This window comes from Seonamhaeicola aphaedonensis (assembly GCF_003386195.1).
GTDB classification, from domain to species: Bacteria; Bacteroidota; Bacteroidia; order Flavobacteriales; family Flavobacteriaceae; genus Seonamhaeicola; species Seonamhaeicola aphaedonensis.
Map to the genome: position 1 here is coordinate 411,182 of NZ_QRDX01000001.1, position 13,223 is coordinate 424,404.

The 13,223-nt window shown below is 33.2% G+C and carries 8 protein-coding genes and 1 tRNA gene; 1 reads left to right on the forward strand and 8 read right to left on the reverse strand.

Features of this window, described 5'->3' with window-relative positions; all coding sequences use genetic code 11:
• Positions 1-3: 3 nt before the first annotated feature.
• Both DFQ02_RS01790 and DFQ02_RS01795 read right to left on the reverse strand, forming a co-directional pair.
• The gene (locus DFQ02_RS01790) at positions 4-3,042 is read right to left on the reverse strand and encodes a SusC/RagA family TonB-linked outer membrane protein (protein ID WP_116039267.1); all 3,039 of its coding nucleotides are present in this window, start codon (positions 3,040-3,042) and stop codon (positions 4-6) included.
• 170 nt (positions 3,043-3,212) lie between these two features.
• Positions 3,213-4,625, reverse strand: a complete 1,413-nt coding sequence (locus DFQ02_RS01795) for a hypothetical protein (protein WP_116039268.1) — start codon at positions 4,623-4,625, stop codon at positions 3,213-3,215.
• 497 nt (positions 4,626-5,122) lie between these two features.
• Between DFQ02_RS01795 and DFQ02_RS01800 the strand changes: the two genes are divergently transcribed.
• Positions 5,123-6,037: an AraC family transcriptional regulator gene (locus tag DFQ02_RS01800; RefSeq protein WP_116039269.1), complete on the forward strand. Its 915-nt coding sequence runs from the start codon at positions 5,123-5,125 to the stop codon at positions 6,035-6,037.
• A gap of 196 nt (positions 6,038-6,233) precedes the next feature.
• On the opposite strand, the gene DFQ02_RS01805 is transcribed toward DFQ02_RS01800, so the two are convergent.
• The 6 genes from DFQ02_RS01805 to DFQ02_RS01830 form a co-directional block, all read right to left on the reverse strand.
• A tRNA-Met gene (locus DFQ02_RS01805) sits at positions 6,234-6,306 on the reverse strand.
• Between the two features lie 65 nt (positions 6,307-6,371).
• Complete coding sequence (locus DFQ02_RS01810; RefSeq protein ID WP_116039270.1) at positions 6,372-6,548, reverse strand: CPXCG motif-containing cysteine-rich protein; 177 nt, start codon at positions 6,546-6,548, stop codon at positions 6,372-6,374.
• A gap of 66 nt (positions 6,549-6,614) precedes the next feature.
• Entirely contained in the window at positions 6,615-7,439 is an 825-nt protein-coding gene (locus DFQ02_RS01815) for a Two component regulator three Y domain protein (protein ID WP_116039271.1), read from the reverse strand.
• Between the two features lie 153 nt (positions 7,440-7,592).
• Positions 7,593-8,912 carry a TolC family protein gene (locus DFQ02_RS01820; RefSeq protein WP_116039272.1) on the reverse strand — a complete coding sequence of 440 codons (1,320 nt, stop codon included), beginning with the start codon at positions 8,910-8,912 and terminating at the stop codon, positions 7,593-7,595.
• Positions 8,902-12,099, reverse strand: coding sequence for an efflux RND transporter permease subunit (locus DFQ02_RS01825; RefSeq protein ID WP_116039273.1), 3,198 nt, complete (start codon positions 12,097-12,099; stop codon positions 8,902-8,904). The genes DFQ02_RS01820 and DFQ02_RS01825 overlap by 11 nt, the downstream gene beginning before the upstream one ends.
• Positions 12,096-13,217: an efflux RND transporter periplasmic adaptor subunit gene (locus DFQ02_RS01830; RefSeq protein ID WP_116039274.1), complete on the reverse strand. Its 1,122-nt coding sequence runs from the start codon at positions 13,215-13,217 to the stop codon at positions 12,096-12,098. Before DFQ02_RS01830 ends, DFQ02_RS01825 begins: the two co-directional genes overlap by 4 nt.
• Between the last annotated feature and the right edge of the window lie 6 nt (positions 13,218-13,223).

Below are 13,223 nucleotides of genomic sequence, written 5' to 3' on the forward strand. Positions count from 1 at the left end.
GTCTTATAATGTTAAATTTAGTCCTAATAAATATGTTCTAGACACTGGGTTTCTACGATAGTCTACCCCATAACGATCAATAATACTCAATTGGTTAGGGTTTCCCCCTGAAACTTCAGGATCAAAACCACTATAGTCTGTAATAGTTAAAAGGTTTTGCCCTGACACATATAACCTACACCTCTTAAATCCTTTAACTTTGAAATTGTACCCTAATTGCACATTACGCAATCTTATATAAGATCCATCTTCAACAAACAAATCTGATGGGTTTTGGTAGTTCCCGTTTCTGTCTAGTTCAGTTAACCTAGGAAACCTTGCACCTGTATTCGTAGGAGACCACACTACATCTTTAGTACCAGCAAGCACATTAAGATTTTGTGTTCCTGAATATATGTATTCTAGATTACTATTCCACACATCATTACCAAAAGTTCCATACCATTGCATGGACATATCAAACCTTTTATACTTCATGTTGATATTTAACCCCGTAAAGAAATCTGGAAACGGATTTCCTATACCAACTAAATCCTCGTCAGTTAACTCACCATCTCCATTTTGATCTACAAAACGCAAATCTCCTATTTGAGCATTAGGTTGTATAATAGTACCATCTTCAGAAGTATGAGAATTCAACTCTGTTTGGTTTTGAAAAATCCCATCTGTCTCATATCCTAGAAATTGCCCTACTATACCACCTAATTCTGTTCTTTTTATATCCCTGTTCCCTAGAGTAGATCTTCTTTGTGCCAAAAGCACTTCATTTCCTGAAGCTAGCTCAATAGCTCTACTTTCATTGGACGACACTGTTAAATTAAGCCCTAAGGTAAAATCATTCCAATTTTTGTTGTATCCTAAGTTAAGATCGAATCCTTTAGACTGAAAACTACCTACATTTTGAGATACCTCTCCCGGTACGCCCGTATAGTTTGGTAATTCAACATCGAACAATAAATCCTCTGAAGTTTTTTCATAGTACTCTGCAGATAGCGTAATAGTATTATTGAATAACCCTAAATCTACCCCAACGTTTTTATCTCTTACGGTCTCCCATTGCAAAAGCGGGTTTCCTAAGCGATTTAAGAAATTAGCAGGCACTCTATCTCCACCAAATACAAAATCTCCACTCCCCACAAGAGAGAACTGACCGTTTCTGTCTATCTGTTGATTTCCAAGCTCTCCAGTACCTATCTTGAAACGAAGATTATTTATAGCCTTACTCTTAAACCAATCTTCTGAATCTACATCCCAAGCAAAAGAGATTCCTGGGAACACTCCTGTATTTTTGTCTTTTGCAAAACGGGAAGCTCGATCCACCCTTACCGAAGAGTTAAGCGTATACTTACCATCAAAACTGTAGATTGTTCTAAATACAGCAGACCAAATATTATCAGTCGCATCATTACCCTCTACCCTTACCGTTTCACCTTGAGCTGCATTTAACTGCCTTAAATTTACGTTAGTATTACTGGGTAATCCATCCGCAAAACCTTCAACATACTCCCAATTTCTAGAATCATATAAAATACCACCTAAAACATTAAAATAATGTTTTTCATTGATAGTTTTCTCAAAAGTGATGGTATTATTTATAACATAATCAAAATTAGTGGTCTTTCTTTCCCTGTAGTTATTTATTTCTAACTGACGATTTGGACCTAAAAAATATTCTGGTTCAAATCGTTCTCTAGTTGTAGATGACATATTAACCCCAATCTGTGAAGAAAACGTTATGCTTGGTGTTATTTTAACGTTTAACTGTGTATTTGAAAAAATACCAAAAAAGTTGTTATCGTCAAAATGTCTTGCCAGAGCATTTACAGGATTGGTTACCAAGTTAAGAGGCAAACCATGTATACTAAATTCATTACGCCCTTCACGTTCACTTTGAGGAATAAAAACTGGTGTTAATGGATCAATTCGTAATACGTTATCCAATAGACCCTGCGTGGTTTCCCATCGTTCTATTCTAGGACTTATATCTTGTTTTAGAGTTACTTTATCTGATATTTTAAAATCTACATTAAATCTTGTGGTAACTCTTTGATACCATCCTTTGGCATAGTTTGATTGCTGGTCAAAAAAACTAGCACTAGCCGAATACTTGATATTTTCACTACCACCAGAAGCTCTAATATTAGCATTTACAACGGGCGCATAATCCTCCACTACTTCGTCCCACCAATCAGTTCCTTCTCCAAAATCATTTGGGTCATACAATGGCGCTGTTCCATCATTAGCTCTTCTTGTATTGATTATGTCTATGTACTCCTGCGCTCCTGCCATCTCAACTTTTTCCCACTGTTGAGCACCATAATTAAAATCGAAGTTTACTACTGCTTTACCTTCCTTACCTCGCTTTGTAGTTATAAGAACCACCCCATTTGACGCTCTTGAACCATAAATAGCTGATGCCGCAGCATCCTTCAATATGTCTACGCTTTCTATATCTTGAGAATTAACAGAGTTTAAAGAAGTACCTGATGGCTGCATTACTCCATCAATTACTATAAGCGGACTAGTGTTTGTGGTTCCAGTCACGACACCTCGAATAAGAATAGTCGGCGATGCTCCTGGAGCTCCTCCAGATGACAATACTTGAACCCCTGACGCTCTTCCCTGTAGTGCTTCCGCAGGGTTACTTGCCACCTGAGTCACTATATCCTCCCCCTTGACAGAAGATATAGAAGTGGCTATTTTATCTCTTTTTACCGCCCCATAACCAATTACAACTACTTCATCCAATTGCTCATTATCTTCTAAAAGAATTATATTGATGTTGCTTCTATTATTTACCGCAACTTCTTGCGTTTTAAAACCTACATAACTAAATACCAAAGTAGCGTTATCCCCAACTGTTATGGTATAATTTCCGTTAAAATCGGACACAAATCCGTTAGCTGTATTTTTCTCCAGAATATTAACCCCGGGCAAAGGTTGCCCTTGGTCATCTGTAATAGTTCCTTCAACAGTATTTTGAGCCATCATCGTAAAACCGAAGCACAACACACTAATTGCAATTAAAGCTATTTGTTTCATTTAATTTGCTTTTTAAAAGTTTGGTTGTTTTATATTAATTTGATTCAGTGAAATCCTACAGAACATCGAGCTAAAGTCGCCTAAAGAGCTTCATTTAGCCTACTTTTTACAAAATTAGGGTTTGATAGAATGCCTAGCATATCTAGGCATTCTTATTCCTAAAGCTGCAGCTATCTTTCCTTGGCAATAATTCTGTTTAAGTGCGTATCGAAAATAAACGTGTAGTCTTTGTTAAGCGCACTATCATCAAACACGTAATTTGATCCACCTCCTGGCACTGTTTGAGATCGATCGTCTGGATTTGTTCTCCAAAACGGTGCCCAACCAGAAGTACTGGCGTTTAAAATATAGCCATTAGCTCCTTCGTCATTCGGTTGATCTTGCAGCGTCACATCTATAGTCCATAAATAATCATTATTTGCATCTTGCGTAAATGGCTTACCTGAATTAAAATGCCAACATTGAGTACTACCATCATTATTATTTGTACATGTAGAGGTTGTAGCGTCAATGTAAATCCCTCTTCCCAAAATATAAACTTGATCAAAAGCTGCATCGGTAGGTGTGTATGATGTTATGGTATAACTCAAATCCCTCACGTCCATAGTAATTTCATAATATCCTACATTAGGAAGCACAATAGGATCTACAGAAGCATCTTGACCTAATACCAATCTTCCCGGAGTATTAGGATCAGCCCCAAAAGTAAAAGGACCAAAGGATCCAGACTGAGGAATAAACCTAACTTCTGAATTAGCTGCTGCTGCATAATATTTACCTGTAAAAACATAGCCATTCTCTCCAGTTACTTGACTACCTTCTGTAGTAAAAGGAATTCCAAAAATATCTTGCTCTAATGCAGCATCTGAAGTTTCATCTGTTAAAAACATAGCTACAAACTGTAAATCCGTTACCACACTTACTGATACAGAAGCTGTTGCTTCATTTCCAGCAGCATCTGTTGCTGTTATCATAAAATCGTAACTTCCCGGGTTAGGAACATCTATGCTATTACTATAGTTATGTGAAGCCCCAGAAATAGGAATTGTCTCGTTTAAAATATCACTTTCAATTCGCAATTCAGCCAATTCCCTATCAGCTAAATCAATATTTAAATCTATTTCATCTCCAGCACCTATTAATATTGTAGCACCGTTAGCAGGACTATTTATAGTAATTGTTGGAGCAGAAATATCCCTATCTAAAGTTATTACCACATCTCTAGTTGTTTCTACATCTCCAGCATTTGTAATAGTTACCGGAATGGTATGCACACTAAACTCCTCTGCATCATCTGGAACTTTAAATTTATAGGATATGGTGTAAGTTTCAGGCAAGGAATCTTTTAAAATAGTTTTATCAAGAAACCAAGACTCGTACTTAAAGTTTACAGTTTTAATTCCCGCAGGGTCTGTAACGATACCTTCAAAGAGAAACTCCTCTCCAGGCAACGAAGAAACCTGTTGATTTAACGACTGAAATTCTGGCATAGAATCTACACTAACCGAATCGTCATCACCACATCCTAATAACATGGTTAAAAATCCCGTAAGGACAACTAGTTTTGTTTTAATTGTTTTCATTTTTAATGTATTATCGAGTTTAGTTATAAAATTAGCTTACGCTGTATTGGTATTGAATAATTATGATAGCTAGGACAAAAACAAGGATGATTTCATTATTTATAAAAAAAATCATTTATTGTAATTAACAACACACTATACACATTATTCCATGTAATGCACTTGATTTTAGGAAATAACCATTTTAAACACTACATTTTTACAAAATTACAATCTAAACTCCTTAAAACAATAGACACAAAAACCTAAAACATGGATTATATTTCTATTTTTGTATTAAGAACTAATTTTTAACAGGAAAAGGAAAACAACTTGATACCTTCTGGAAAAAGAACAGCTAATTAGTTATGATGGTTTTATAAATAAACCTAAGTTATACTAAACTATCAAAATAATGTATTGAATTACACTTTTGAACTCAGATTAATCAAGAAAATTCTGATAAGGAATATCCAAACTAGCTAATAAGAAACTAACTGACTACATTTAATAAAAACATGACTAAAAAAACTGAATCTGACACAACCGATGATTTAACTTTAAAAGAAGGCTTTGTTGGCCAAAAAATGATTGCATTCCATAAATCAATCATTAATATTTCAAAAGTCAATGACATTACCAAAAACTTTTATGTTAGTGACTTGGGATATTACCCAAGAGCTCATCATCATTATAGAATGAGAAAGAAAGGCGCCAACCAATACATATTTATTTACTGCACTAAAGGAAAAGGAGAGATTTATATCAACAATGAAAAAACTGAAATAAATCCAAACCAGTTTTTCATAATACCCAAAAAAGTAAAGCATGAATATAAAGCATTCAACAATGACCCATGGAGTATTTATTGGTTCCACTTTAATGGCCCTCTAGCAGATGAGTTATACAAAAGATATGAAAGCACTCAAATTAAGAATTATAAAAACATTCCGTTCTCTCTTGAAAGAATAAATTCTTTTGAAAAAATATTTAACCTCTTTAATAGTACTTATTTAGAGAACCATATAGAATATGCTAATCTTCTTTCCCTGAACTTTATTAGCTATTTTGTTTATCATGACTTTGAATATAGTATAAAGAGTAACAGTGATGACACTATTGTTAATTCAATAATAAAACACTTATTGGATAATTTAGAAAAAAAATTTACTTTGGATGAAATAGCATCAAAGTTTAACTACTCAAAATCCTACTTACACACCAAGTTTAAAGCAAAAACAGGTTATCCGCTATTGGTCTTTTTCAATTTAAAGAAAGTACAAAAAGCCTGTGAGCTTTTAAATTACACAGATTTAAGCATTAAAGAAATTAGCTTTGAAGTAGGGTTTGAAGATCCTTTATATTTTTCAAGAATTTTTAAAAACTTTATGGGTAAATCTCCCAGAAATTACAAACAAAGCCTTCATAAATAACATCCTGTCAGTAAAAATATTGGTCATTACAACAATATTAAGGTTCTAATAATAATTTAGATTTCAGAATTGAAAGAGTATAGTTTAGAATTCATATAGTTTAGACTACCATATAAATATTAAAGTATCAGTGATATAGTAAATAAAAAACGGATTAGCGTAACCAATCCGTTTGTTTATCTAGCTTTAAGCCTTGTAGCGGGAACTGGACTCGAACCAGTGACCTTCGGGTTATGAGCCCGACGAGCTACCTACTGCTCTATCCCGCGATATTGGATTGCAAATATACAATCCTTTTTAGTTTTAACAAGTATATTACCAAAAAATATTATTACTACAGGTTATCTGCCTGAAAGGCTGAAATATCTGATTTATAAATTTTAAATGATATATTAATTGGATTGCAACAAACCTCGCAATCTTCTATATAACTTTGGTTTATAATAGAGTTATCTATTAAAATTGATATAATTTGCCAACAATAGGGACATGTAAAATAATGCTCAATCATAATAAAACAAAAAAGTGACTATAAAATAGTCACTTTTTATGAACTTATTAAAAGTATTACTTTGAATTATTCTTTTTCAATATCCATTGAGGCCGTTGCTCTTTGTGATGGTAATATCATCATACTTGGAGGATTTTTACCAGAGACGCTTATATACTCTTGATTCAAATTATTATCACTAACCATTATTGTTGTTAGCTTGGTTAAATTCATAAACTCTAATGGCAAATCTCCAGTCAACTTATTAGTAGATAATAACAATTCTTCTAAATTTGTTAATTGCGCAATTTCAACGGGAATCTCTCCTTCTAATTTATTATCCATGAGGCTTAACTTTTGCAATTTAGTTAAGGCATAAATATCTGTTGGAATTGTACCAGTTAAAAAATTACTACCTAATAAAAGTTCTTTTAAGTTTGTTAATCCCATAAGTGAACTTGGAATCTCTCCATCTAGTTTGTTGCTGTATAATTTTAAAGATTCAAGGTTTTTTAGTTCTCCTAACTCTGAAGGAATTGTACCTTCTAAAGCGTTCATGAATAACTCCAAAGAGGTTAAAGATTTTAAATTACTCAATGAAGTAGGAATATTTCCAGATATTTTATTAAACCCTAGGTTTAGTTTTTTCAAACTTGAAAAATTTCCAATTTCATGAGGCAATTTTCCTTGTAAGTTATTGAATGGCAAATTTATTTCTACCACTTTATTGTCTTCAATAGTTACACCATACCAAGTATCAATATCGGCATTTAAGTCCCATGGAGTGTTCCATTGGGTTCCTTGAGTTGAATTATACAATGCAATAAGCGCATCTTTCTCGGTTAAAGAAATATTAGCAAATGAAAAGGTAGTTGTTAACAAACAAACTACTATTAGCTTTAAGGTTTTCATTTTAGAATAGATTTGGGATTAATTCTATGACGAAACTAAGCTAAAACAGGTTTAAAAACTATTTTTATCGATAAAAAGCATAAAATTTTAACAGATATAATTCGATGAAATACATAGAACTAATCTAAAAAAGGGGATTTTTGAGAAAAATCTCTAAAAATTAACATTTAAAATTTCACCACTAATTTTTAGTAATTGTAACTCAGCAAGTTTAGCCGCATATTTTGCTTGATTCCTAATTAATTCAGCACTTAGAAGATTTATTTGTGCTTGTCTGAACTCTATAGAATTTAGCTGACCAAGTTTGAATTTTTCTTGAGTTCTATCAAAATTATTCTGAGAAGTTTTAATATTATCTTCTTGAAGTCTAAAAATTGCCAATTTATTTTGATAATCTTCCCAAGCGTTATTAAAATCACGTTCTAATGTTACTAAAAATTCTTCCTTTTGAATATTTTGAGATTCTAGGTTTATCCTGGCATTTTTAACCCTTGTTATAGTAGTTCCACCATCAAATAAGTTCCATGTTAAATTTAAACCACCCGAAAAACCAGAATTTGTATTTTGAATCACAAAGGCTAATGGGCTGTTATTATTAGACTCATTCCAACCATAGCTTCCTGTTAATCCAACAGTTGGCAAATAGGCTGATTTCTCAGACTTTACAATTAAAGAATTGATTTTAATATTTTTCTCTATCCGTTGCAAAGCGGTATTATAATTTTTAGCTTTTTCTAACAGTTCTTCTTTGTTCATTAGTTGATTAAACCCAACTTTTGTATCTATATCAAAATGATCTGGTAACGTATTTCCTAAAACTAAATTTAAATCTCTTTTAAAATTTTTCAGTTGCTGCTCTGCATTCATCAAGTTGATACTATCGTTATTAATATCTACTTCAGCATTTAAAAGAGCTAACTTTGTTTCTTGTCCATAATCAAATTGATACTTAGCTCTAAACACTCTATCTCTTGAAATTTCTAAGGTTTGAATTATTGAATTGGTGTTCTCCTGTAATTCTGCTACATTATAATATACCGTAAATAATTGTAGAATTGTATTTTCAATCGTTTCACGTGCTTCTAATTCTGTTAATTGCTGGCTTTCTTTCAACTGCTTGTAATTGTAACTTCTTCCTAAACCATCAAACAACACGTAATTTAGGTTTATAGAAGCATTATATCGTCTTGTTTCAGCACCTGTAGCCACCCGAGTGTCTCCGTTGGCAAGTTGCCCTTCAGTATTTTGTTTGTCAATTGAAGCATTTGCATTACCAGTAAGGGTGGGTAAGTAACCAGAATTAAGAATATTAGCATTATTTTTTGCTACCTCAACTTGATTATTAGCTATTTTAATACCATAATTATGTTCTAAAGCCAAACTTATAGCTTCCTTGGGTGTAATAACTTCCTGAGAAAACAAACACATACAATGTATAAGTGAAATACTAAATAATATAAATCTAACTTTCATGTGTTTCCTTTTGTTCTATTATAGCTCGTTCTACTTCTTCTCTAGTGACGGATTTACCAGTTACTAACCACTTAACATTCTTTTTAATATCATTACTAAATGCTAAAAACAATGGTAATACCAATAGCGTTAAAATGGTTGCATAACCAATACCAAATGAAATAGAAATTGCCATAGGTTTCAAAAATTGTGCTTGTCTACTTTTTTCTAATAAAAGTGGCGCTAAACCTGCTATGGTTGTTAATGATGTTAAAAATATGGCTCTAAATCTTGATTTTCCAGCTTCTGAAAGCGCTATATCAAAAGGCATTCCTTTTTTAAGATTAGTATTGAATTTACCAATTAGCACCAATCCATCATTTACCATAATACCTATTAAAGCAATAATTCCTAGGAGAGACAAAGTACTTAAAGGAAAATTAAATAACCAATGTCCCCAAGCCACAGATGTTAAACTAAGTGGCACTAAAAGAATTAATAGTAATGGTTGGCTGTAACTTCTAAACGTAAATGCAATGGTGATGTAAATGAGTAATAAAATTGGTATCCCTGCTTTCTTTAACGAGGTTACAAGCTTTACCGTTTCTCTATTTTGCCCCTCATAAGATGGTGTAATTGTAGGATATCTAGATTGTAAATCCTTAATAACATCTTCTTTAATATCGTTCAAAATATCAGTCGCGCTACCATTAGGATCCTTTAAATCTGCCGTAACTTGAATTTCTCGTTGCCCTAATAAATGATTAATAGCAACATCTCCTCTTTCAATACTATAAAAAGCAATGTCTTTTAGTGTAACACGTTCTCCCAATGGTGTAATAATACGCATATCATCTAAATCTCTTAAGGACTCTCTGTTGCTCCTGTCATATCGTACCCAAACACGAATTTCGTCTTGCCCTCTCTGAAAACGTTGTGCTTGCGCTCCAAAAAAACCAGCTCTAATTTGACTCATAACAGTTCGTAAATCTAGTCCTAACAGATAAGCACTTTCTTTAAGCTGCAACCTTATTTCTTTAATTCCTGCTGGATCATTGTCTGCTACATCTTTTAAAAGTGGGTTGGTTTGCAATCTATTTTTAAGCTCTATTTTCGCAGCTTTTAATTCTTTAACGTTATTACCTAACAGAGAGATAGAAACTGGGCTTCCACCAAAGTTTCCTCCTGATCCAAAAATTAAGCTCTCTGTCCCAATTACTGGCCCTACTACCTGCCTTAACCTATTTGCCACCAGTCTTGCATTTATTTCGTCAGGCCGCTCCTCTCCTGGAAGCATATTAATTTCTAATCTGGCGCTAGAAGAACTATTTAAAGTTAAAATGGTGTTTTCAAAAAGCTTCTTACCAGTACCCTTTAAATACTTCTCTGTAAACTCCTTATCTACCACAAATGATTTTTCTTCAATCATAGAAATAATAGAATCTGTAACCTTTTCATTCGTGCCATTAGGCATTTCCAATTGAACATTAATTCTATCGCTAGCTATCGAAGGAAATCTAGTAATCCCAATAACACCTCCTCCTATTGATCCATAAGTAAGAATCAATAAAGTAATAAAAAAACCAAGTGACAGTAACTTATGATTTAAAACAAAATGAATGATTGGGCTATACACTTTATCTCTGAGAAAAGACATGATACTATCTCCTATTTTATTGATGAGTCTCATTTTAGAGAAAAACAACTTTATTTTTGATGTGGTACCAGTTCTATTAGGTTTAGCTAAAGCTTTAGAATGTGCTAAATGGGCGGGTAAAATAATCAATGCCTCAACTAATGAAATAGTTAAAGTTAATATGACCACTACCGAAACTTCGCTAAAAAATTCGCCTATCCTACTATCTAAAAATAAAAACAATGAAAAAGCCAACAATGTGGTTATAATTGCTGAGACTACTGGAGGAAGCACCTCCATAGTTCCATCAATTGCTGCTTGAACTGGCGTTTTGCCTTCTTCGTAATGCTGATAAATGTTTTCAGCAATCACGATACCATCATCTACTAAAATTCCAATGACAATAATCATCCCAAATAAGGACAATACGTTTATTGTAACATCAAACTGATTAGCGAAAATGAACATACCCAAAAAAGAGATAGGGAGTCCAAATGCTACCCAAAACGCTAAACGTGTATTTAGAAAAAGAGACAGGAAAATAAGCACCAAGATAATGCCCGCAAAAGCATTTTCCATTAACAACTTTGTACGCTGCTTTAACGGAATAGAGCGATCACTAATTACGTTTAAACTTACGTTATTATAGCTCTGGTTGTAGCTTTCAATATATTCATTTACTTTTTCTGCAGCCGAAATTAAATCTTCATTATTCGTACTTGTGATACTTATATTAACAGATAATTCCTGATTAAAATAACTAACTTTAGGCGTTTCAGAAAACCGATCTTTTATAATGGCGACATCTTTGAGCCTCACTATTTTTCCGTTAGCAGAAGCTTTGATAATCACATTTGATAATTCATCACCATAATACGACTTATTATTGGCTCTAATTAAGTATTCTTCTGCATTGGTTTTGATATTTCCTCCTGTTACTAAAATATTAGCTGACGCTACCGCTTGAGCAACTTCATTAAAACTAAGGTTATAAGCTAACAAACTTGTTTCATTAAGGGCTATTTCGATTTCTTCCTCTGGATAACCAGTAACCTCAATCTGTGAAATACCTTCTATAGCTCTTAAATCATTTTCTATTTGTCTACCCAGTTGTTTTAGAGTAACTAAAGGAATATTGTCTCCGCTTATAGCAAACGATATGGTTTCACGAACCTCTTCGCGCTTTGCTACTACCAAAGGCTCCATGCCAGTAGGAAATGAAGGTACTCTGTCAACTGCATTTTTGACATCAAGTAACATAAAATCAATATTCTCACCTTTTTCAATCTCTACCGTAATTGAGCCGCTGTTTTCTCTGGAAACTGAAGTAACACGTTCAACACCCTTCAAGCCTTTTAAATTATCTTCAATCTTAAGCACTATACCTTCTTCAATCTCCTGAGGAGATGCTCCGGGATACGTAACATTTATGGTTATGATTTTAGACTCAACTAGCGGAAAAAAAGATGACCTGAGTGATAACATCCCAATAATACCAAACGTAAAGAAAGCCAGTATAAAAACATTAACCGCTACATGATACTTAATAAAATAAGCTATTATCTTTCTCATGACTTAAACTTCTTTTCAAAAGGTTTTACTAACATACCTACATAAGCACCAGGAACAGGTTTTTTTAGTATTACTGTACCATCAGGTATGTTTTTTAGCACCACCTTTGTGTCTGAGAAATAAACTGGTTTGGCAGTTATAACGTCTAGAACACTATCTCTTACTATATAAATTTCATTAGTTTCTAAGAATAAGTTTCTGTCTATTTCAATAGCATCATCTTCTTCTTTAGCATTTACATTAGCTTCTAAAAATAATCCTTCTTTGAGGTTAGGATCATTTACTTCAATATAAACAGTTATAGTTTGTGTAGTGGGGTCTATACTACCATTAACCCTAGAAACACTACCATTGTATGTAGCAGTTTTGTCTAAACTATTCAATACAACGGTTTCACCAATTTTAAGTAAACCGGCATAGGAGCTCGCCAAGGCAACTTCCATCTCATAAACTGATGGATTTATAAATTCACCTAGTTTTTGGCCATTACGTATTAAAGATCCTTCTGTAACTAAAGCCTCTGTTAGAATACCTGAAAAAGGTGCAGAAATGGTATATTTTGAAAGTCGACTTTCTAGATTTTTAACATTATAATAGCTAGAAACAATACCACGTCCATTTATAAAATAGTTCTCCTTATCTGAAGTCATCTTTGGTAATTCTGGCGTCCTTTTATCTAAATCGAATTTATCAATATAAGTCTGCCATTTTTGATAAACTTCTGGAAAGTCTAATCTTATATCTGGCATTATACCGGTAATGGCATTATACAAATTACTCTTTGCAGCTTGAACACTGGCACGATATTCAGAATCGTCTATTTTGATTAAAGCTTGACCTTTTTTGTAATATTGTCCTGGTCTAAAAAGTACATTAGAATAATTGAAAACTCCCTGAACCTCAGCATAAAGTTCTACACGTTGTTTTGCTACCAAACTTCCACTTGCAGGAATTACAACTTTTACCGTGGTATTTTTAACAGTATCAGTAAATACTGTTTTTACAACTTTTTGTTTAAATGGTTTAGGTTTGTTTTTATTAGCTATGAGGTTTTTTGCAAATAAAAAGGACAATACAACAAGTAAAATTCCTATTACAGAAAGTATAATTTTGCGCATGCGAGT

Excerpts from the sequence above, each read along its gene's own strand:
- DFQ02_RS01815 (WP_116039271.1), bottom strand. The coding sequence starts at position 7,439 with ATGAAAACCTTAAAGCTAATAGTAGTTTGTTTGTTAACAACTACCTTT.
- DFQ02_RS01825 (WP_116039273.1), bottom strand. The coding sequence starts at position 12,099 with ATGAGAAAGATAATAGCTTATTTTATTAAGTATCATGTAGCGGTTAAT.
- DFQ02_RS01790 (WP_116039267.1), bottom strand. The coding sequence starts at position 3,042 with ATGAAACAAATAGCTTTAATTGCAATTAGTGTGTTGTGCTTCGGTTTT.
- DFQ02_RS01795 (WP_116039268.1), bottom strand. The coding sequence starts at position 4,625 with ATGAAAACAATTAAAACAAAACTAGTTGTCCTTACGGGATTTTTAACC.
- DFQ02_RS01820 (WP_116039272.1), bottom strand. The coding sequence starts at position 8,912 with ATGAAAGTTAGATTTATATTATTTAGTATTTCACTTATACATTGTATG.
- DFQ02_RS01800 (WP_116039269.1), top strand. The coding sequence starts at position 5,123 with ATGACTAAAAAAACTGAATCTGACACAACCGATGATTTAACTTTAAAA.
- DFQ02_RS01830 (WP_116039274.1), bottom strand. The coding sequence starts at position 13,217 with ATGCGCAAAATTATACTTTCTGTAATAGGAATTTTACTTGTTGTATTG.
- DFQ02_RS01810 (WP_116039270.1), bottom strand. The coding sequence starts at position 6,548 with ATGATTGAGCATTATTTTACATGTCCCTATTGTTGGCAAATTATATCA.